This is a genomic window from Methylobacterium fujisawaense, assembly GCF_014138435.1.
Lineage (GTDB): Bacteria > Pseudomonadota > Alphaproteobacteria > Rhizobiales > Beijerinckiaceae > Methylobacterium > Methylobacterium fujisawaense.
The window spans coordinates 551,764-572,811 of the sequence record NZ_JACJIM010000002.1 but is presented as its reverse complement, the minus strand read 5'-3'; the positions used below and the strand labels follow the sequence as shown (position 1 = coordinate 572,811).

18 protein-coding genes and 1 riboswitch are annotated in these 21,048 nt (G+C 69.7%); of the genes, 11 read left to right on the top strand and 7 right to left on the bottom strand.

Features of this window, described 5'->3' with window-relative positions; genetic code table 11:
- Positions 1-13 precede the first annotated feature (13 nt).
- Complete coding sequence (locus tag GGQ91_RS07565) at positions 14-196, bottom strand: CbtB domain-containing protein (protein ID WP_043348844.1); 183 nt, start codon at positions 194-196, stop codon at positions 14-16.
- 36 nt (positions 197-232) lie between these two features.
- Positions 233-425: riboswitch (cobalamin riboswitch) on the bottom strand.
- Between the two features lie 166 nt (positions 426-591).
- Between GGQ91_RS07565 and GGQ91_RS07560 the strand changes: the two genes are divergently transcribed.
- Positions 592-1,950, top strand: a complete 1,359-nt coding sequence (locus tag GGQ91_RS07560; RefSeq protein ID WP_182591697.1) for a discoidin domain-containing protein — start codon at positions 592-594, stop codon at positions 1,948-1,950.
- A 63-nt stretch (positions 1,951-2,013) separates the two neighbouring features.
- Here the strand turns inward: GGQ91_RS07560 and GGQ91_RS07555 are convergent, their stop codons facing one another.
- From GGQ91_RS07555 to secG, 4 genes are all read right to left on the bottom strand, one after another.
- Entirely contained in the window at positions 2,014-3,609 is a 1,596-nt protein-coding gene (locus tag GGQ91_RS07555) for a S10 family peptidase (protein WP_210281158.1), read from the bottom strand.
- Positions 3,609-4,061 (bottom strand): DNA polymerase III subunit chi, encoded by a 453-nt coding sequence (locus tag GGQ91_RS07550; RefSeq protein WP_043758368.1) that lies wholly within the window; start codon positions 4,059-4,061, stop codon positions 3,609-3,611. Before GGQ91_RS07550 ends, GGQ91_RS07555 begins: the two co-directional genes overlap by 1 nt.
- Positions 4,062-4,118: 57 nt before the next feature.
- Positions 4,119-5,747, bottom strand: coding sequence for a CTP synthase (locus GGQ91_RS07545; RefSeq protein WP_043348836.1), 1,629 nt, complete (start codon positions 5,745-5,747; stop codon positions 4,119-4,121).
- A gap of 156 nt (positions 5,748-5,903) precedes the next feature.
- A complete protein-coding gene (gene secG / locus GGQ91_RS07540; protein ID WP_043348833.1) occupies positions 5,904-6,323 on the bottom strand; it encodes a preprotein translocase subunit SecG in 420 nt (139 codons plus the stop codon).
- Between the two features lie 308 nt (positions 6,324-6,631).
- Between secG and GGQ91_RS07535 the strand changes: the two genes are divergently transcribed.
- Complete coding sequence (locus GGQ91_RS07535; protein WP_043758365.1) at positions 6,632-7,078, top strand: nuclear transport factor 2 family protein; 447 nt, start codon at positions 6,632-6,634, stop codon at positions 7,076-7,078.
- A 144-nt stretch (positions 7,079-7,222) separates the two neighbouring features.
- On the opposite strand, the gene tpiA is transcribed toward GGQ91_RS07535, so the two are convergent.
- On the bottom strand, positions 7,223-7,984 hold the full coding sequence (gene tpiA / locus GGQ91_RS07530; protein ID WP_043348827.1) for a triose-phosphate isomerase: 762 nt from the start codon (positions 7,982-7,984) through the stop codon (positions 7,223-7,225).
- A 187-nt stretch (positions 7,985-8,171) separates the two neighbouring features.
- Between tpiA and GGQ91_RS07525 the strand changes: the two genes are divergently transcribed.
- The 7 genes from GGQ91_RS07525 (at position 8,172) to GGQ91_RS07495 (ending at position 16,003) form a co-directional block, all read left to right on the top strand.
- Entirely contained in the window at positions 8,172-10,073 is a 1,902-nt protein-coding gene (locus GGQ91_RS07525) for a peptidylprolyl isomerase (protein ID WP_182591696.1), read from the top strand.
- Positions 10,074-10,076: 3 nt separating this feature from the next.
- The gene (gene trpE / locus GGQ91_RS07520; protein WP_043758359.1) at positions 10,077-11,600 is read left to right on the top strand and encodes an anthranilate synthase component I; all 1,524 of its coding nucleotides are present in this window, start codon (positions 10,077-10,079) and stop codon (positions 11,598-11,600) included.
- Between the two features lie 110 nt (positions 11,601-11,710).
- Positions 11,711-12,325 carry an anthranilate synthase component II gene (locus tag GGQ91_RS07515; RefSeq protein WP_043761266.1) on the top strand — a complete coding sequence of 205 codons (615 nt, stop codon included), beginning with the start codon at positions 11,711-11,713 and terminating at the stop codon, positions 12,323-12,325.
- A 35-nt stretch (positions 12,326-12,360) separates the two neighbouring features.
- Positions 12,361-13,398: an anthranilate phosphoribosyltransferase gene (gene trpD, locus GGQ91_RS07510; RefSeq protein ID WP_182591695.1), complete on the top strand. Its 1,038-nt coding sequence runs from the start codon at positions 12,361-12,363 to the stop codon at positions 13,396-13,398.
- Complete coding sequence (trpC, locus tag GGQ91_RS07505; protein ID WP_043378522.1) at positions 13,395-14,282, top strand: indole-3-glycerol phosphate synthase TrpC; 888 nt, start codon at positions 13,395-13,397, stop codon at positions 14,280-14,282. The genes trpD and trpC overlap by 4 nt, the downstream gene beginning before the upstream one ends.
- A 3-nt stretch (positions 14,283-14,285) precedes the next feature.
- The gene (gene moaC, locus GGQ91_RS07500) at positions 14,286-14,777 is read left to right on the top strand and encodes a cyclic pyranopterin monophosphate synthase MoaC (protein WP_043351646.1); all 492 of its coding nucleotides are present in this window, start codon (positions 14,286-14,288) and stop codon (positions 14,775-14,777) included.
- A complete protein-coding gene (locus GGQ91_RS07495; protein WP_182591694.1) occupies positions 14,774-16,003 on the top strand; it encodes a molybdopterin molybdotransferase MoeA in 1,230 nt (409 codons plus the stop codon). The genes moaC and GGQ91_RS07495 overlap by 4 nt, the downstream gene beginning before the upstream one ends.
- A 3-nt stretch (positions 16,004-16,006) precedes the next feature.
- On the opposite strand, the gene GGQ91_RS07490 is transcribed toward GGQ91_RS07495, so the two are convergent.
- A complete protein-coding gene (locus GGQ91_RS07490; RefSeq protein WP_182591693.1) occupies positions 16,007-17,794 on the bottom strand; it encodes a hypothetical protein in 1,788 nt (595 codons plus the stop codon).
- A 191-nt stretch (positions 17,795-17,985) separates the two neighbouring features.
- Between GGQ91_RS07490 and GGQ91_RS07485 the strand changes: the two genes are divergently transcribed.
- Both GGQ91_RS07485 and GGQ91_RS07480 read left to right on the top strand, forming a co-directional pair.
- Complete coding sequence (locus GGQ91_RS07485; protein WP_182591692.1) at positions 17,986-19,488, top strand: NAD(P)/FAD-dependent oxidoreductase; 1,503 nt, start codon at positions 17,986-17,988, stop codon at positions 19,486-19,488.
- 114 nt (positions 19,489-19,602) lie between these two features.
- Positions 19,603-20,886 (top strand): PQQ-dependent sugar dehydrogenase, encoded by a 1,284-nt coding sequence (locus GGQ91_RS07480; protein ID WP_043351653.1) that lies wholly within the window; start codon positions 19,603-19,605, stop codon positions 20,884-20,886.
- Positions 20,887-21,048 lie beyond the last annotated feature (162 nt).

The following is a 21,048-nucleotide window of genomic DNA, read 5'->3' as shown; positions in this document are numbered from 1 at the left end:
TGCGCCGAGGGCGTCAGTGACAGGGGAAGTTCTGGGTATGGCGGAAGTCGTGCGCCGCGTTGTGGAACGCGATCGCCGGCGAGAAACCCGCCATGAACAGCAGGCCGAGGCCCAGCATGGCCGCGAGCGCGACGGCGACCGGACGCTCCGACGAGCGGGTACCGGCGGCGACGGGGGCGAGGGTCTGAGCGGTCATCGTCGAGTGTCTCCAGCCGCCCCACCGGCGGCATTGCGGGATCCTGTTGCGACGGCAGGTCTCCTGGCTCGCGGCTCGGCGCGCCCACTGCCTTCCCGGATCGCTCCGGTGGCGCTTGGCAGGCGCTCGCCGCTCACAGTTGCGGGGGCAGCCGCGGAATCGGGGTGAAACCCCTCACCGCATTCCCTTTTCACCCCGTTGCCGGGGCACCGTCACCGGCACGTTGTAGACGCATGCCGGCGACGACACAACGGAGCGGCGCCAGATCCGTTCGGATTCCCGTGCGTCCCTTCGCGGGTGGCCGGGCTTGACGTCCGCGCCCCGATGCGGGCACCGCCGCACCGGATGCCCGGCCGGCCCGGCATGGGCGCCTCCGCTCAGTTCTCGGAGACCCGATGGCCCTCGCAGACGATCCGAGCCCGGTCCTCGTCGATCTCGCCACTGGCCGCGCCCCCCGGATCGTACAGGACGAAGGCACCGCCTGGCTCGAGTTCGATCTGGACGGTCGCTTTCCGATCCGCGCCGTCGCGCTGCGACCCGTACAGGATACTGTCGCGCCCGAGGTCGGCGATGTGGCCGTCGAGGTCTCGCAGGACGGCGTCACGTGGTCCGCGCCCGACATCGTCGGCTGGACCGCCAAGCCGGGCGCCCTCGTGGCCGCCATCGGCGCCGACGAGCGGGCCTGGGCGCGTCTCGTGCGGATCGCGGTGCCGGATCCGGCGCTCGTCGCAGGCGTCGACATCCGCGCCGATGAAGCCGCCATCGACCTCATCGCCCTGCGGGCGCTGCTCGGGCTCGACATCACGCTCCTGAATGAGAAGCCCGGCGCTAACGTCTACGTCACCTACAATCTCGAAGCCGCGCCTGGCCGGGCTAGCCGCAACCTCGTCGGCCTGTCACTGTTCGAGAACGGCGCCTTCGGCAACTGCCTCGTGCAGTACATCATCGCGGTCTCGATCGCGAAGGCGCTCAACCTGAAATACATCAAAGTCCCGAAGGTCGACCGCAGCAAGGTGATCTTTCTGACCGAGAGGCTGACCTGCGACGGCATCACGTTCATTCCGCCGGACGAGCCGCTTCCGCCGGACGGCTACTTCCTGTCAGGGCTGTATTTCGATCCGACGCAGTTCGAGCGGGTGACGGCTCTGCAGGGCCCGATCGACTCGCGCGCGATCGTTCAGGATGTGATCAGGCCCCTGTTCAACGGCCTGCCGCGGACATTTGCGGCCAAGCCCGACGATCAGCTCCTGATCCATATCCGGTCGGGCGACATCTTCAGCACCTGGGTCGACCCGCACTATCCGCAGCCGCCCTTCGCCTTCTACCGGATGGTCATCGACCGGCTGCAGGCCGAGGGCCGCATTCGTTCCGTCAAGCTTGTCTTCGAGAACCGGCTGAACCCGGTCATTGCAGAAGTGGAGGCCTATGCGGCGCAGCGCGGCCTGCCCGTGGAGATCCAGAGCGAATCGCTGATCTCCGATGTCGCCGCTCTGGTGAACGGCCGCTACCTCGTCTTCGGGCTCGGAACCTTCGGGCCGGCGATCTGCCACCTCTCGGAGCGCGTCGAGCAGGTGTTCTACTTCGCATCCAATTGGCCGCAGGGCTTCCAGTCGATTCCCACGATCGGGAAAGTGGTCGAGGTTCGCGATCGCGAAGGCCGGTACATGAAGGTCGGCGAGTGGCAGAATACCGACGCTCAGCGCCGGAGCATGGTGGAGTACCCGGCCGAAGCTCTCGCCTTCGACGATGTCTGATCGGTCGCGCCGGTCACGATCCGACCGGCGACGACCCCGCTGCCTGCATCCCGACCGAACACGTCACGGTGCGGTCCTGAGACGTTCCGCGGGTGCGCCGGCCGAACGCGCCGAGCCGCCATCGCGGACCTTCAGGGCGTCCGTGTACATCCGTTCGACATCCGCCTTGAAGGCGGCGCGGGAATCTGGACGCGTGTAGAACATGTGGCCTCCGGGATAGACTGCGAGGCTCAGGCGACCGGCACTGTAGGCCGGGACCTGCGCCAGCAGGAGCTTCGAGGCGAAATACGGGGTTACGAGATCGGTGAATCCGTGCGCCACGAGGACACGCAGGTGCCCGTCGAGGGCCAGGGTTCCCTGAAGGTTCGAGAGCACCTCCGGTGCCTGTCGTCCCGAGCCCCAGCTCCAGCCCCGATTGACCGCATTGTTCAGGAGCTCGTAGCGCATGTTGGCCACGGGCCATTTCAGCGTGCGCGCGTAGAGATCGAGCATCGCGCTGGTCAGCGGCGCCTGGAGCGCGGTGAGCTGCGGATCCTCGAAGCTCGATTGCGCGGCGGCCGGATTCGGGTCCCAGCCGGTGATGCCGGTATCGTAGGCGCTCGTCACGCGACCTTCGGCACGATCGATCTCCCGCTGGACGCTTCGGGTCGAGAGGCGCGCCGCCTGTGCGCGGACCAGGGCGGGATCGAGCCCGACCAGCGGGGCGACCTTCTCGGTCATCCGCGCAACCGCCGCGGAATCGCTCGGCCCCTTCAGGAGATCCGTTAGATAGGCACCGGATGCGTAAGCTTCGGCATCCCCCAGCAAGGCCGGCGTGGGTACCGTCCCGGCCCGCTCCAGCGCGCCGGCCGCCAGCGACGGCAACTTCAGCACGTAGCCCCAGGGATTGGCCCGCGGGGTCTCCAGCCACCCGAAGTCGAGCACCGGCGAGAGCAGCACCATGCCCGACAGGCCGACGCCGATCTCTTCCTGGAGCTTCTCCGTGATCAGCGGGCCGCGGAACCCGCCATAGCTCTCGCCGACGAAGAACTTCGGGCTCGCTAGACGATCGTTGTTGCGCAGGTAGCGGGCGATGGCTGCCGAGAGGGTCGCGGCGTCGGACTCGATCGACCAGTAGGCCTTGCCGTTGCCGTCCGCGGCCCGGCTGTAGCCGGTGCCGACGGGGTCGATGAAGACGAGATCGGTGAAGCCGAGCCACGTCCCGTCGTTGGGCGTGAGCGTGACCGGCTGCGACGGGCTGATGCTGTCGCCGCCGACGGGCAGCCGCCAGGGGCCGATCGCCCCGATGTTGAGGTAGGCCGACGCGGCGCCCGGGCCGCCATTGACCGCGAAGGTCACCGGGCGCTCCTGGCCGTCCTTGGACGCCACCGTGTAGGCCACGAAGGCGATCTCGGCCTGCAGCTTGCCAGCCTCGTCGACGAGCGGCAGGCTGCCGGCCGTGGCGGTGAAGTCGAGGACCCTGCCATCAGGCAGCGTGACGCTCTGCTTCGTGACGGAATCCGGCGGCAGGCGTCGTCCGTCCGGCCCGCGCGGTGCCGGCTTGCTCTCCGCGGGCGGATGTCCGTGCGGCGCCTCCTCTGCCCAGCCGGCGGAGGGCAGGGCGATGAGCATGCCGAAGGCGAGCGCGGCGCGCGCGAGACGTCTGTTAAGGGCCACCATCACGCCTTCTTGTTCCAGCGTCCGGAATCGTCCTGCTGCCAGTAGGCGACCGTGTGGCCCGCCTCCTTGGCCTGCTTCCACTGCTCGCGCGCCCTCAGGAGGGCGTCCTGATCGGTCCCGTCGAACAGGATACAGATCCGCTCATACGCGCCGGCATCGGGCGGCAGGTCGGCGCCCTCGACGAGGAAGCGGATCGAGGCCGCGTTCGGGTTCACGTCCCGAAGGGTCAGCACCACCGGCTGGCTCGCCGCGTCGGGCTCGCGATCGGTCCCGTGCGGCAGGAAACTCTCGTCGGAATAGGTCCAGAGGTGGTCGTCCAGCGCCTGCAGGCGCTCCTCGCTGGCGGCCTGGATCGCGGCCTGCCAGCCGCGGTCCAGCGAGCGCTCGACGAGGCTCGGCAGCACCCGTTCCAAGGGCTGCCGCTGCATATGGTAGAAGAGGATCTCGGTCACGATGCCGAGGATATAGGGCTCCGGCCCGCCGCGCGAGCAGCGGCGCGCCGCCGCGGCTCAGACCAGCCGGCTCTGTTCGATCGCGGCGCCGACGAAGCCCTTGAACAGCGGGTGCGGCTCGAAGGGGCGCGACTTCAGCTCCGGGTGGAACTGCACGCCGATGAACCACGGATGCCCGACATGCTCCACCGTCTCGGGCAGGAGGCCGTCGGGGGAGACGCCGGAGAAGCGCAGGCCCTTGGCCTCCAACCGCTCGCGATAGGCCATGTTGACCTCGTAGCGGTGGCGGTGGCGCTCCGAGATCTGCTCGGACCCGTAGATCTGGGCGATCTTGGATGTGGGATCGAGTTTCGCCTCATAGGCACCGAGCCGCATCGTGCCGCCGAGATCGCCGGCCGCAGCCCGCCGCTCCAGCTCGTTGCCGCGCAGCCACTCGGTGAGCAGGCCGACCACCGGCTCGGACGTCTCGCCGAACTCCGTGGAATTGGCGTCCGGCATTCCCGCGAGCGAGCGGGCGGCCTCGATGACGGCCATCTGCATCCCGAAGCAGATCCCGAGATAGGGGATGCGCTTCTCGCGAGCGTAGCGGGCCGCGCGGATCTTGCCCTCGGCGCCGCGCTGGCCGAACCCGCCCGGCACCAGGATCCCGTTCAGGCCCTCCAGGAACGGCGCGGGATCCTCGCGCTCGAACACCTCGGCCTCGATCCATTCGAGGTTGACCTTGACCCGATGGCTGATGCCACCGTGGGTCAGCGCCTCGGTCAGCGACTTGTAGGCGTCCTTGAGCCCCGTGTACTTGCCAACGATGGCGATGGAGACCTCGCCCTCGGGGTTGCGCACGCGCTCGGAGATCGTCCGCCAGCGGCCGAGATCCGGCTCCTCGCCGTGCTCCAGGCCGAAATGGCCGAGCACCTCGCGGTCGAGGCCCGCTGTCCGATAGGAGAGCGGCACCTCGTAGATCGACGCCACGTCCCGCGCCTCGATCACCGCGGTCTCGCGGACGTTGCAGAACAGCGCGAGCTTACGGCGCTCATCGACCGGGATGTCCCGGTCGCAGCGGCAGAGCAGGATGTCGGGCTGGATGCCGATGGAGCGCAGCTCCTTCACGGAATGCTGCGTCGGCTTGGTCTTCAGTTCGCCCGCGGACGGGATGTAGGGCAAGAGCGTCAGGTGGACGTAGCAGCAGGTGCCGCGGGGCAGTTCCTGGCCGAGCTGGCGGATCGCCTCGAAGAACGGCAGCCCTTCGATGTCGCCCACGGTGCCGCCGATCTCGACGAGCACGAAATCGAACGCGTCGTTGCCGTCGAGGACGAAGTCCTTGATCGCGTTGGTGACGTGCGGAATCACCTGGATCGTGGCGCCGAGATAGTCGCCGCGGCGTTCCTTGGCGATGATGTCCTGGTAGATCCGGCCCGTGGTGATGTTGTCGGCCCGGCTCGCCGGGACCCCGGTGAAGCGCTCGTAATGCCCGAGGTCGAGATCGGTCTCGGCGCCGTCGTCGGTGACGAACACCTCGCCGTGCTGAGTCGGGCTCATCGTGCCCGGATCGACGTTCAGATAGGGGTCGAGCTTGCGCATCCGGACCCGGTAGCCGCGGGCCTGCAGCACCGCCGCCAGGGCTGCGGAGGCGAGCCCCTTGCCGAGGGAGGAGACCACGCCGCCGGTGATGAAAACGTACCGCGTCATGGGCCTCGGTCCATAAAGAAGCTGCTGCCGTTTGCCAAACGACCCGTGCCCCGGCCCGCGCATGGGCTGGGGATCATGGAACGCATGGCACGGACCGGCTGAGTGCCGGCCCGTCGGAGATGGAATGAGACGCTGCGCCGTTCCGGGCGCAGCCCGTCAGCGGGATTGCGGCGCGTCCGGGACCGCCGGCTGGGCGGGCGCGGCCGGCTGGGCCGGCGCCGTGGCGGGCACCCGGTCCTGTTGCTGGCGGAGCGTGTCGAGCAGGTTGTCGGCGCCGGTCGGCTGCTTGGCGGGCTGGCCCGACGTCTGCGGCGCGCCGGTATCGAGGATCGATTTCGGCGCCGCGGAGCGATGCGACAGGATGGCGAGCGCCAGGCTGGTGGTGAAGAACAGGGCCGCCAGGATCGCCGTGGCCCGGGTCAGGGCGTTGGCCTGGCCACGGCCGGTCATGAACCCCGCGACGCCGCCGCCGCCCCCGCCGCCGAGCCCGAGGCCGCCCTCGGAGCGCTGAAGCAGCACGACGCCGATCAGCGCGAGGACGATGATGAGGTGGACGACGATCAGGACGGTCTGCATCGGTGTTCCGGGATCTTCTTCAGCGCCGCGCGCCGGCAGCGGGCACCGGGAGACGAACGCACGAGGGCCGGAGCCCGCCGCCGCTTCCGGTGCTCCCCGGCACGCATGCGTGCAGCGGAAGCCTCGTGGGCGACTTTGCGGGCGGACCGGCCGGAATTGGGCGACGGCATACACCACCGGCCGCCCGCCGCCAACCTGACGCGCGCGGCCGGCTGTCGGCGGCGCCCCTCGCCTTCGGCCGCGCCGCGTGGTTTCTGGACGGGAGAGAGCGGCCGATCGAACGCGCCGCCCCGTCCGGGAGGCCAACCATGTCCGTGTCACGCCGGGTGGCGCTCGTTGCCGCCATCGCCGCGCCCGTTCTGATCCGCGCCGTCCCCGGCACGGCCGCCGGGCCCGACGCCGCCGCCGTGGAGCAGGCCGTCGACGCTCTGACCCAAGCCTTGCTGGCCGCGGACGGGCCTGCCCTCGACGCCCTGGTCCTCGACGGTCTGAGCTACGGACATTCCAGCGGTCAGGTGCAGGACAAGACGGCGTTCGTCGAAACGCTCACCAGCAAGCGCTCGGCCTTCCCGAGCATCACCCTGTCGGACCGCTCCGTCTCGGTGGTCGGCGACGACGCCGTCGCCCGCCATGTCTTCACGGGCGAAGTCGTCTCGGGCGGCAAGACGGCGCCGGTGCATATCGGCGTGATGCAGGTCTGGCACCGGGATCACGGCCGCTGGCGGCTGCTCGCCCGTCAGGCCTTCAAGATCTGACAGCGCCTCCGTGCGATCGCCGCTCCGCCCGCGCCAGCGGAGCAGTCCGGTGCCGCTCCACTCAGGCCCTGCAAAGACTGAAGTCTCTTTGCAACGCGTGACGACGGCAAGCGCCGCGAGCGCATCGAACCGTCAGAGGCGCGCTCAGGCGTAGGCGGCGCAGATCCCCAGGAAATCCGCAGCCACGAGACTCGCGCCGCCCACCAGGGCGCCGTCGACGTTGTCCACCGACAGAAGTTCGCGGGCATTTCCGGGCTTCACCGAGCCGCCATAGAGGATGCGGATCTTGTGCGCCTCGTCGCCCACGAGCTTGTCGAGCATCTCGCGCAGGGATGCGTGGACTTCAGCGATGTCGCGCGGCGTCGGTGTCCGGCCCGAGCCGATCGCCCAGACCGGCTCGTAGGCGATCACCGTGTCGGCCGCCGTGGCGCCCTTCGGCAGGCCGATGGCGAGCTGCGCCCGGACGATGTCGAGGGCGCGGCCCTGCTCGCGCTCCTCGATGGTTTCGCCGACGCAGATGATGCCGCACAAACCGGCACGCCGGGCACCCAGCGCCTTGGCGTGGACGCCGTCATCCGTCTCGTGGTGGTAGGCCCGACGCTCGGAATGACCGACGATCACGTATTGCGCGCCGAGATCGGCGAGCATCTCGGCCGAGATCGAGCCGGTGAAGGCGCCGCTGGGGCGGGCATGGAGGTTCTGGCCGCCGATGGCGATGGGCGAGCCGGCGGCCGCCGCCACGCAGGAGCCGATCAGAGTCGCGGGCGGGCAGATCAGCACGTCGATGCGGGCCGCGAGGTCGGGCGAGAGCCCGTCGCGAATCGCTTCGACCACCTGGATGGATGCCCGGGTCCCGTTCATCTTCCAGTTGCCGGCGACAAGCGGCCTGCGCCCCGATTGCGTCATTCCTGCCCTCGCTCCGCCGCGGCGTTTCCCGAAGTTGCCGGGGCCTACCAGAGCGAGCTTGAGCGCGCAAACGCGCCGAAGCGCCTGAGTCTTTGCCTGTGGACGCGAATGGTCTATCGCGGTCGGCTCTCAGGAACAGCGCCGGCCCGGCGACGGGACGGCTGCCGAAGGTACTCGATCACAGACCATGCTTCAGGGCATCCGCAACGCCAGCCAGCACTGGCTCGGCAAGATCGTCTTGACGATCATCTTCACGCTGCTGATCGCCGGCGTCGGGATCTTCGGCGTCGAGGAGTTCTTCCGCGGCGGCGCGAGCAACAAGGTGGCGACCGTTGGCAGCACGCCGATCACCGCCGAGCAGGTGCGCCAAGCCTATCAGAACCAGCTGCAGCGCTATCAGACGCAGTTGAAGCGTCCCCTCACGCCCGATCAGGCGCGGATGCTCGGCCTCGACCGGCAGGTGATGTCCCAGCTGATCACCGAGGCCGCCCTCGATCAGAAGACCCACGATCTCGGCCTCGTCGTGCCGGATTCCGCGGTGATCAAGGCGATCCACGAGGAGAAGAGCTTCCAGAACGCGCAGGGCCAGTTCGAGCCGCAGCTCTTCTACCAGACCCTGCAGCGGGCGGGTCTCAACGAGGGCATGTTCGTGCGCGAGCAGCGCTCCGTGATCGCCCGTCTGCAACTCGCCGAGGCGGTGTCGTCGGACCTGCATGTGCCGGTCGCCATGCGTGAGGCGGTCCATCGCTACACCACCGAGCGCCGTGCCGCCGCCTACCTGATGCTGACGCCCTCGGTCGCCGGGCAGATCCCCGAGCCGACCGACGACGAATTGAAGACCTGGTACGAGGCCAACAAGTCCGGTTTCCGGGCGCCGGAATTCCGCGCGGTCAACCTCCTCGTGGTCGAACCCGAGGCGATGGCGAAGCCGGACGCGATCACCGAGGCCGACGCCCGCGCCGCCTACGCGCTCAACAAGGATCGTTACGGCGCGCCCGAGAAACGCACCATCCAGCAGATCGTCTTCCCAGACCCGGCCGCCGCCGAGGCGGCCCGCAAGGCGATCACCGAGGGCGCCAAGACGTTCGAGGCGGTGGCGACGGAGCGCGGCACCGACGACAAGGATCTGACCCTCGGAACGCTGACGAAGAGCGAGCTGTTCGACAAGGCGGTGGCCGACGCGGCCTTCGCGCTGCCGGAGGGCGGTGTGAGCCAGCCCGTCCAGGGCCGCTTCGGCACGGTGTTGCTGCGTGTCACCAAGATCGAGCCCGGGACGGTGAAGCCCTTCGAGGCCGTGGAGGGTGAGATCCGCAAGGGCCTCGCCCTGGCCCGCGCCCGCGACGCGATGGAGACCACCCGCGACGCGATTGAGGATCAGCGGGCCGGTGCAAAGCCCCTCGCCGACATCGCGGCGGAGCGTGGCCTCAAGATCGTCAGCGTCAAGGCCGTGGACGTGAACGGCAAGGGACCGGACGGGCAACGGGTCGCCGACATCCCCGATCCGGACACCACTGTGCCGGCCCTGTTCCGCGCCGAGATCGGCGGCGACAACGAGCCTCTGCGCACCAAGACCGGCGGCTATGTCTGGTACGACGTCACCGGAATCGATGCCGCCCACGACAAGCCCCTCGACGAAGTCAAGGACGGCGTGAAGGCCGGCTGGACCGCGACCGAGATCGCCAAGCGCCTTCAGGCCAAGGGCCGCGAGCTGGTCGAGAAGATCAACAAGGGCGAGACCATGGAGGCCGCAGCGCAGGAGGTCGGCGTCAACCTGCAGGAGGCCCAGGATCTCGCACGCAATCAAGCCAAGGACATGCTCAAGCCGGATGACGTGAACCTGATCTTCGCGACCCCGGTCGGCAAGGCCGGTACGGCGGCGGCCGGAGATTCGCGCGCGGTGTTCAAGGTCACGGCGGCGACGGTTCCGGCCTTCGTTGCCGACAGCCCCAGCGACAAGCAGATCACGCAGAGCTTCCAGGCCGCTCTCGCCGACGACGTCCTGTCTCAGTACATCAGCGAGGTTCAGAAGAACGCGGGCGTCAAGGTCGATCCGGCGGCCCTGCGCCGCGCCATCGGCGGCGAGTATTGAGGCATGGCCGAAGCGCCCGATTATGCGGCCTTCGCGGCGCGCTACGAGGCCAGGCAGCCGAGCCTCGTCGCGGTCAGCCTCGTCGCGGATCTGGAGACGCCGGTCGCGGCGTTCCTCAAGCTGCGCGCCGGCCATTCCGGTCCGGCCTTCCTCCTCGAATCGGTCGAGGGTGGTGCCGTGCGCGGCCGATACTCCATGATCGGCCTCGACCCGGACCTGATCTGGCGCTGCCGGGATGGCGCGCCCGCGATCGCGCGCGGTGCCGACCTCACCCGGTTTGAGCCGGATGACCGGGCACCGCTGGCGAGCCTGCGGGCGCTGATCGCCGAGAGCGCCATCGGCGAAGAAGCCGACGGCCAGGATCTGCCGCCGATGGCGGCCGGTCTATTTGGCTATCTCGGCTACGACATGGTCCGCGCCATGGAGCGGCTGCCGGAGCCGAACCCGGATCCCCTCGGCGTGCCGGACGCCATCCTGATGCGTCCGCGGGTCATGGTGGTTTTCGATTCCATCCGCGACCTGATCACCGTCGTGTCGCCGGTGAGGCCCACGGCCGGGACGACGGCCCGGGCCGCCTATGAGGAGGCGCTTCAGCGTCTCGACCGGGTCGCCGCTGCCCTGGAAGGTCCCTTGCCGATCGAGGCGCGGGTGGACCTGTCGGCGGTCGCCCATCCCGAGCCGGTCTCCAACACGTCGCCGGACGCGTTCGCCGCCATGGTGGCGCGCGCCAAGGAGTACATCGTCGCGGGCGACGTGTTCCAGGTGGTGCTGTCCCAGCGCTTCTCGGCGCCGTTCACCCTGCCGGCCTTCAGCCTGTACCGCTCCCTCCGGCGCACGAATCCGGCGCCGTTCCTGTGCTATCTCGATTTCGAGACGTTCCAGATCGTCTGCTCGTCGCCGGAGATCCTCGTCCGGGTGCGCGAGGGGACCGTCACGGTTCGCCCGATCGCCGGAACCCGCCGCCGCGGCGCAACCCCGGCCGAGGATGCCGCGCTCGCCGAGGAACTCCTTGCCGATCCGAAGGAGCGGGCCGAGCACCTCATGCTGCTCGATCTCGGCCGCAACGATGCCGGCCGGGTTTCGCGGATCGGCAGCGTCCGGGTAACCGACTCGTTCTTCATCGAGCGCTACAGCCAGGTCATGCACATCGTGTCGAATGTCGAGGGCGACCTCGATCCACGCCACGATCCCCTCGACGCGCTGGCGGCGGGCTTCCCGGCCGGGACGGTCTCGGGGGCGCCGAAGGTGCGGGCCATGGAAATCATCGACGAGCTGGAGCGCGAGAAGCGCGGGCCGTATGCGGGCTGCATCGGCTATTTCGGCGCCCGGGGCGAGATGGACACCTGCATCGTCCTGCGCACCGCGGTGGTGAAGGATGGTCAGATGCACGTCCAGGCCGGGGCAGGGATCGTGTACGATTCGGATCCTGCCTCCGAGCAGCAGGAATGCGTCAACAAGGCCAAGGCGCTGTTCCGCGCCGCCGAGGAGGCGGTGCGGTTCGCCGCGCAGGCGAAACGGGGGCAGTAGGCGGGGCCGCGAACTGGTTCCGCGCCCGATCCGATTGCCGAACGACGGGGATGGTTGACCGCGCGAATGCGAGCGGTCACATCGCCTGCATGCCCGAGCGTGCCGCCGCGATGCCCAACGTCCTCGTCATCGACAACTACGATTCCTTCACCTGGAATCTCGTGCACCTGATCGGTCCGCTCTGCGGGACCGTCGATGTCGTGCGCAACGACGCGCTCACGATCCCCGACATCCGCGCCAGGGCGCCGGACGCGATCGTGCTGTCGCCCGGGCCATGCACGCCCACGGAGGCGGGTATCTGCCTCGACGTGGTCCGTGATCTGTCCGAGGAGATCCCGATTTTCGGCGTGTGCCTGGGTCTCCAGGCCATCGGACAAGCGTTCGGCGGCGATGTCGTGCGGGCGCCCCTGCCGCTCCACGGCAAGGTATCGACGATCCGGCACGGAGCCCGCGGCCTGTTCCGCGGCCTGAACGACAGCTTCGAGGCGACCCGCTACCACTCCCTCGTGGTCGATCGTGCGACCTGCCCGGCCGCGTTGCGGGTCACCGCGGAGGCGGACGGCCTGATCATGGGGCTCGAGCATGCCGAGCGTCCGCTCCATGGCGTCCAGTTCCATCCCGAGAGCATCCGGTCGCAGCACGGCACGGAGATCGTGAAGAACTTCCTCGATCTTGCCACGGCCTGGAATACGGCGCGTGACAGGACGCGTGCCGACGTGCATTGACGCCGGGAGGCCGGGGCGGCCCTCCGTCAGAAGCCATGGATCGTTTCAGACCCCATCTCGCGAAGGTCGCCGGGGGCCTCGCCCTCGACCGTGCCGAGGCCCGTGCCGCCTTCGACGACCTGTTGTCGGGCGAGGTGACGCCGGTCCAGGCCGGCGCCTTCCTCACCGCCCTTAAGGTGCGCGGCGAGACCGTCGACGAGATCGTCGGCGCCGCCGAGGCCATGCGGCAACGCATGACGCGCGTCGCGGCGCCCGCGAACGCTATCGACGTCGTCGGCACCGGCGGCGACCATTCCGGCAGCGTCAACGTCTCGACGCTGGCCGCCATCCTGGTGGCCGCTTGCGGCGTGCCGGTGGCCAAGCACGGGAATCGCGCCGCGACCTCCCGGTCGGGCGCGGCCGACGTGCTCGCGGCTTTGGGCGTCCGTCTGGGCCTCGATCCGGCCGGGCAGGTGCGCTGCCTCGACGAGGCCGGTCTCTGCTTCCTGTTCGCCCAGGCCCATCACCCGGCGATGCGACACGTGGCGGCGGTTCGCTCCGAACTGCCTGTCCGGACGATCTTCAATCTGCTGGGCCCGCTCAGCAACCCGGCCGGCGTCGGCTATCAGCTCTTCGGCGTCGCCCAGGAGGCGCTGGCCGAACCGCTGACGCGCGTCCTTTCGGAACTCGGCAGCCGCCGGGTCTGGACCGTCCACGGGTCCGACGGGCTCGACGAGATCACCGTCACGGGTCCGACGCGGGTGGTGGCCCTCGATCAAGGCAGGCTGTCTCGCTTCACCATCGACCCGCGGGAATTCGGGCTGGCGCTGCGCGCCCCCGAGGAACTGCGCGGCGGCGATCCGGCCGACAATGCCCGGGCGCTTGAGGCCGTTCTGGCCGGCGCCCGCAACGCCTACCGGGATATCGCGGTTCTCAATGCGGGGGCTGCCCTCGTCGTCGCGGGTGCCGCGCAGGCCCTGGCGGACGGCGTCGCGCGGGCGCAGGATGCCGTCGATTCCGGGGCGGCCCGGGCGACGCTCGCCCGCCTTGTCCGGGCTTCGAACGACCACTCCAACGGGGAGGAGGGCCGATGAGCTCGCTGACGCACGACGCGACCCAGCAGACCGGCGCCGAGGCGCCGCCCGAGCGGCCGAACGTCCTCGCGCGGATCGAGGCCTACAAGCGCCGCGAGATCGCCGAAGCGAAGCTGCGCGTTCCGCTCGCCAAGCTGGAACGCCGGGTCGCGCAGGCGGAGCCGGTGCGCGGTTTTGCGGCGGCGATCCGCGCCCACCTCGCCGAGGACCGCCCGGCGCTCATCGCCGAGGTGAAGAAGGCCTCGCCTTCCAAGGGTCTGATCCGCGCCGATTTCGATCCGGCCACCCTGGCCGCCGCCTACGAGGCCGGCGGCGCGACCTGCCTGTCGGTGCTCACCGACGAGCCCTCGTTCCAGGGCCGGCCCGAGTACCTGACGGCGGCGCGCGAAGCCTGCGGGCTTCCGGTGCTGCGCAAGGACTTCCTGTTCGAGCCCTATCAGGTCTACGAAGCGCGGGCCTGGGGCGCCGACTGCATTCTGGTCATCATGGCCTGCCTCGACGACGACGAGGCCGTGGCCCTGGTTGAGACGGCGAATCTCCTCGGCATGGATGTCCTGGTCGAGGTGCATGACGCGGCTGAGCTGACCCGGGCGATCCCCCTCGGTACGGCCCTGATCGGCATAAACAACCGCAATCTCAAGACCTTCGAGGTGTCGTTCGAGACCGCGATCGGGCTCGCGCCGGGCATACCGGCCGATCGCATCGCCGTGGCCGAGAGCGGGATCGGCGACCATGCCGACGTGGTGCGTCTCCGGGACAACGGCCTCGGCGTGGTGCTGGTCGGCGAGAGCCTGATGCGGCAGCCGGACGTCGCGAAGGCGGCCCGGACCCTGCTGTTCGGCGATGCGGAGACCAAGGGCGGCAAGCCGCGGAAGAAGGCTTAAGCGATGGAGCCGGGCTCGACGCTGACCCATCTCGACACCAGCGGCGCGGCCAACATGGTCGACGTCACCGACAAGCCCGCCACCGACCGGACCGCCCGGGCGGAAGGCCAGATCGTGATGAGGCCCGAGACCCTGGCGCTGATCCGCGAGGGCGACGCCAAGAAGGGGGACGTGATCGGCACGGCGCGACTCGCCGGCATCATGGCGGCCAAGCGCACCCACGAGTTGATCCCCCTCTGTCACCCGCTGCTGCTGTCGAAGGTCCGAGTCGAGTGCGAGCCCGACGCGGCGCTGCCGGGCCTGCGCATCGCCGCGGAAGTCCGGGTGCAGGGTCCGACGGGTGTCGAGATGGAGGCCCTGACCGCGGTCTCGGTGGCCTGCCTGACGGTCTACGACATGGTGAAAGCGGTCGATCGCGGTATGCGCATCGAGGGCATACGCCTCATCGCAAAGGACGGCGGTCGCTCGGGCGCGTATCGGGCCCCGCAGGAATGAGCGACCTGATCCCGGTCGCCGAGGCGCTGGCGCGCGTTCTCGCGAGCGTCGCCGGTCCGGTCGAACCCGAAACCGTGCCGCTGGCGCAGGCTGCCGGCCGGACGCTCGCCGCGGATGTCGGCGCCTCCCGCACACAGCCGCCGTTCCCGGCCTCGGCCATGGACGGCTACGCCGTGCGCAGCGCCGACGCCTCAGAGGTGGGGGCATCTCTGCGGATGATCGGCACCAGTGCGGCCGGACACGGCTTCTCGGGACGCATTGGCGCAGGCGAGACGGTGCGGATCTTCACCGGCGCGCCGGTTCCGGAGGGTGCGGATGCGATTCTGATCCAGGAGAATGCGTCCGCGGAGGATGGGACGGTGCGCGTCCTCGAGCCGGTCGAGCCGATGCGGTTCATCCGTCGGGCGGGCCTCGATTTCATCGCGGGCGAAACCCTGATCCCGGCCGGCATGAGCCTCGACGCCCGGCGCTTGGCGCTGGCCGCGGCGGCTGGCCATCCACGCCTCTCCGTGCGGCGGAGGCCGCGGGTTGCGATTCTCGCCACCGGTGATGAGTTGGTGGAGCCCGGGGCGACGCCCGGCTGGGACCAGATCGTCGCTTCGAACAGCCTCGCGCTGGCGGCCCTCGCGGCGGAGGCGGGTGCCGACATCATCGATCTCGGAATCGCGGCCGACGACCACGCCGCCCTGGCGGATGCGTTCCGTCGGGCCCGCGAGGCGCGGGCCGACCTGCTCATCACCCTCGGGGGCGCCTCCGTCGGCGACCACGATCTGGTTCAGAGCGCGCTCGCCAAGGAGGGACTGGAACTCGGGTTCTGGCGGGTCGCCCTCCGGCCGGGCAAGCCGCTGATGCACGGCCGCCTCGGCGACATGCTGGTGATCGGATTGCCGGGCAATCCGGTCTCGTCGATCGTCTGCGGGCTGCTGTTCGTGGTTCCGGCCATCCGTGCGCTCCAGGGGGATCCGCAGGCGGGCGCCGACCGCAGCGAGCCGGCGAGGCTCGGCCGCGACCTTTCGGCGAATGACGGCCGCGCCGACTACATGCGCGCGAGCCTCACCGTGGAACCTGGCCAGCTGCCCATCGCGACCGCCGAGCAGCGCCAGGATTCCTCCATGCTGGGCGTTCTCGGACGCTCTGAGGCCCTGCTCATCCGCGCGCCGCACGCGCCGGCCGCGACCGCCGGCGATCTTTGCCGGATCATCCGTCTCGATCGTCGCCTGTTCTGACGCTCAGGGCATCACGCGCCACGCCTTGAGAGGGCCGGGCAGGTCCAGCGGCATCAGGCGGGCGCTCCGGACCTCGCCCTGGGCGAGTCGCGTGGCGAAGGCCGTCTCGGCCTGAAGATCGTCGGCCGGCCGGGCCGGGCAGGCGACGAGGTATTGAACGCCGAACTCCGTCAGCACCCGGTCGAGGTCGGCCTCGGTACCGCCCAGCCCTTCGATTGCGGCCGTGAGTCCGGGAATCGCCCGGTGATACGGCGCGGCCACGATCTTATGCGGTGTCCGCAACAGGATCGACGGTCCCAGGACGATCGGCGCCAGCACGGTGCCCTCCGGCAGGGCCGCGAGGGGGCGCACGGCGGCATCGCTGAGGCAGGCTGTGACCTCGGCCGCATCCGGCGCGGTGCGCAGGTCCGGCGCCAACGCTCCCAACAGGAGCGCCGGGATCATCCAGAGGCAACTGATCATTCCGGCGCCGAGGAGCGCGATCTGCCAGCGTGGGCCATCGGCAGGCGGGCCTGCGGCGCGCGCCAGCGCCCGATCGAGGATGATGCCCGCCACCAGCGGCACGAAGCCGGAGGCGATGTAGAGGCCGCGGAACTGAATGATGCCGAGGATCAGCCCGGGCCACAGGAACAGCGCCATCACCGACCAAGCCCGACGCTCCGGCCCGCGCCAGGCCATCCCGGATGCGGTGAAGGTCGCGAGGATCACGACGGGATAGAAGACCAGCGCCTCCCACTGGCCGCGCGCCACGAATTTCGTCAGTGGCGCCATCTCGTTGACGGTCAGCAGCCAATGGATCCGCACGAGAGGCGGCATGTCCGGGAAGGGGCCGCCGAGGCAGGCCGGGAAGGCGGCGACGAACCCGACCAGAAGGACGCATCCGGCCAAGCCTGCGAGGGCGAGCCGGGCGCGGATCGTCGCCATGCGCTCTCCCGCGACGGCGACTCCGGTGGCGAAGACGAGGCCGCCCACGGTCAGCCAGAGCCACGGTGGCGAGAGCGCGTCGCAATGCGAGACACCCCAGAGGGAAGGCGCTGTCTGCACGGCGAACAATGCGGGCGCGGCGGCCCCGAGCCCGAGGCCAAAGCCCGCCAGCGGGGCCCGGGCGGGCGCTCCGCGCAGGCACCAGTCGCCCGTGAGATACAGGGCGGCCAGCGCCACGAAGGGCAGCCCCTCAAGCCCGATCGCCAGGGAGACGGCGGCCAGAATCCCACCGATCACGCCCCGCTTCAGATCGCCGCCGATCATGCAGAAGGCGAGGCCGAGGATCGCGATGATCTGCAGATTGTGATGATCGACCCGGCCTGCCTGGAACTGGATCGTGACACCGAAGGTCTGCGTCGCCGCCACCAGGGCCAGGAGCGCGGCCCGGCTCCCGAAGCTGTGCCGGACGCCGCGATACAGAACCCAGCCGTAGAGCCCGAACAGCACCATGGGCCAGAAGGCGGCTGTGAGGCCTTCCGCCAGCGCGCGACCTGTCAGGGGCGTGAGTCCCAGGATCATCGCCGCGATGGGTGCGTCCACGAGGCGCGACCAGTGGCTGGGCGTGCCGGCCGGGGCCAGGAACCGGTACTGGACGTTGTCGAACCAGCCCTGTCCGGCCAGCAGGTCGCGGACTTCCACGAGGCGCATGGCGTCGTCGGTATCCGGAACCCGCAGGTGCCGGATCGTCTCCCACACCGCGTGGGGCGCGTTCATCGTCGCGATGCAGAGGGCAGCGAGCACCCACAGGAGCGTGCGGGTCTCGATCCGCCGGCGCGGTCGGGAGGGCAGGGGCGCCGGAGCCGGCATGGTTGGATCACCCGGGCGGGCGGTCGATGCCCTCGCCGTCATGCTGGCGCGGTTCGGCTTAACGCGCGGTCAAGGGACATCGGCCGCGCGTTCCCGCCGCCGCGCCAGCGATTCCTTAACCACGACCCGGCATCCTGCCGTCCGGTCGGCGTCCTGCGCGTCGCGCGCCGCACCAATCGCCGGAGCATGGGATGAGCCACCACACCGAGACGCTGGTGATCGGCGCGGGGCCCGCGGGTCTGACCGCCGCCTACCTGCTGTCGAAGAAGGGGCGCTCCGTCACCGTCCTGGAGCGGGATCCGGCGCAGGTCGGCGGGATCTCGCGAACCGTTTCCCACAACGGCTACCTGTTCGATATCGGCGGCCACCGCTTCTTCTCGAAGTCGCAGGCCGTGGTCGATCTCTGGGACGAGATCCTTCCCAACGACTTCATCGAGCGGCCGCGCCTGTCCCGGATCTACTACCGCGGCCGGTACTACGCCTACCCGCTCAAGGCCTTCGAGGCGCTCCGCAACCTCGGCGTCTTCACCAGTGCGGCCTGCGTCGCCTCCTACCTCTATGCCCGCCTGCGGCCGATCGAGGAGCCGAAGACCTTCCACGCCTGGGTGCGCAACCAGTTCGGCGAGCGCCTGTTCGCGATCTTCTTCAAGACCTACACCGAGAAGGTGTGGGGCATGTCCTGCGACGCGATCTCGGCCGACTGGGCGGCGCAGCGCATCAAGGGGCTCGACCTCGGCGCGGCGATCCGCGACGGCATCAAGCGCTCCCTGGGCCTGCGCAAGCGGGCCCCGGCCGGCGGACCCGTCATCAAGACGCTGATCGAGTCGTTCCGCTATCCGCGCCGGGGACCCGGCATGATGTGGGAGGCCGCCGCCGCCAAGATCGAGGCCCAGGGCGGCCACCTGCGCCTCGACCGCAGCGTCGATTCCCTAAGCTACGATGCCGGGACCGGCATCTGGACGGTGGCGGCCCGCCGCGCCGACGGCAGCCGCGAGACCTTCACGGCCCGCAACGTCATCTCGTCCGCGCCGGTCCGTGAGCTGGTCGACGCGATCCGCCCGCGGCCGCTCAGCACCTTCAACGCCCGGGCGCTGAAGTACCGCGATTTCCTGACGGTGGCGCTCATCGCCAAGTCCGACAAGAACTTCCCGGACAACTGGATCTACATCCACGACCCGTCGGTGAAGGTCGGCCGGGTGCAGAACTTCCGCTCGTGGTCCCCCGAGATGGTGCCGGACGCGGACCATACCTGCCTGGGCCTCGAATATTTCTGCTTCGAGGGCGACGGCCTCTGGAACGCCGACGATGCCGAGCTGGTGGAGCTCGCCAAGCGCGAGATCGGTCAGATCGGCCTGATCGACCCGGCCGACGTGGTCGATGCCTGCGTGGTCCGCCAGCCGAAGGCCTACCCGGTCTACGACGAGGAGTATGCCGGCCACGTCGTCACCGTGCGGCGGGAGCTGGAGCGGGATTTCCCGACCCTGCACCTCGTCGGCCGCAACGGCATGCACAAGTACAACAATCAGGACCACGCGATGATGACCGCGATGCTGACCGTGGAGAACATCCTCTGCGGCCGGCGCCGGCACGACGTCTGGCGGGTCAACGAGGATGCCGAGTACACCGAGGCTGGCGTGTCGGGGGCCGACGCGGCGCTGGGCAGCGAGCGTCTCGTGCCGCGCAAGGTCGCCTGACGCGCAACAGCACCGGGCCCGCGTCACCGAAGCGGCTTGCCGGTCTCTCCCGCGCCCCTATCGTTCCCTTCCGGTAATGCCCTGAACCGAGGGCCGCCGGGAGGATTTGTTTCGATGCGATCTCTGCTTCTCGCCGCGCTCGTCGCGGGCGTGGCCATGCCGGCGGCGGTTCTGCCCGCCCTGGCGCAGGGCGCCGCCCCTGCCGAGACCAAGGCCAAGACCGACGATCTGGAGAAGCTCGAGGGCTTCCACAGCACGGACACGCAGGCCGCCGCCGAAATCCCGCAGACCGGCCGGCGCGCCGACGCGATCCGCAAGAACCTGTCGAAGATCAAGCTGCCGGACGGCTTCAAGATCGATCTCTATGCCGTGGTGCCGGATGCCCGCGCCATCGCGGTCGGCCCGAATGCCGGGGTGCTGTTCGTCGGCACGCGCAAGAGCAAGATCTTCACGGTCACCGACCGCGACAAGGACCGGGTCGCCGACGAGGTCCGGCCCTTCGCGCCGGGCATCGCGTTCAAGATCCCCAACGGCGTCTGCTTCTCGAAGGACGGCGTGCTCACCGTGGTGGAGCAGAACCGCGTCCTGGCCTTCCCGGCCGCCGAGTTCTTCTACGAGAATCCGGACGTCGCTGCCGGCGTGCTGGTCAAGCAGGGTGCGCTGATCCCGGCCTCCGAGGAGAGCTTCAACCACACCGCCCGGGTCTGCCGGGTCGGGCCGGACGGCAAGACCTACATCGCGCTGGGCCAGCCCTACAACGTGCCGCCGCCCGAGAAGATGGATCTCTACAAGAAGACCGGCATCGGCGGCATCATCCGCATCGATGCCGACGGCAAGAACCGCGAGGTCTACGCCACCGGCATCCGCAACTCGGTGGGGATGGACTTCAACACCGACAAGTCCCTCTGGTTCACCGACAACCAAGTGGACGGCATGGGCGACGACAAGCCGCCGGGCGAACTCAACCGCGCCACCAAGGCCGGCGAGAATTTCGGGTTCCCGTGGTTCGGCGGCGGCGCGGTCCGCACGGTGGAGTACAAGGACCAGACCCCGCCGGCCGACGCCGTCGCGCCGCAGGCCGAGCTGCCCCCGCATGCGGCCGATCTCGGCATGACCTTCTACAACGGCAAGCAGTTCCCGGCCTCCTACAAGGGCGGGATCTTCATCGCCGAGCACGGGTCCTGGAACCGCACCGAGCCGGTGGGCGCCCGAGTGATGTTCGCCAAGCTCGGCGCCGACGGGAAGGTGGAATCGGTGAAGCCCTTCGCCGAGGGCTGGCTCACCGGCGACGGCGAGTATCTCGGCCGCCCGGTGGACGTGGCGGTGATGCTCGACGGCTCGCTGCTGGTCTCGGACGATTCCGCCGGGGCGATCTACCGGATCTCCTACGAGAAGTAGTGTCTTGTGACGGGGCGCCCCTCACCGAGAGGGGCGTCCCGTCGCGAATGGGCGCGACGCACCCCCTCTCCCGTCCGGGAGAGGGTTGGGATGAGGGGTGCGCCGTCTCCGGAAAGATCCGATCCCTCACTCTGTCCCTCTCCCGCACGGGAGAGGGGACCC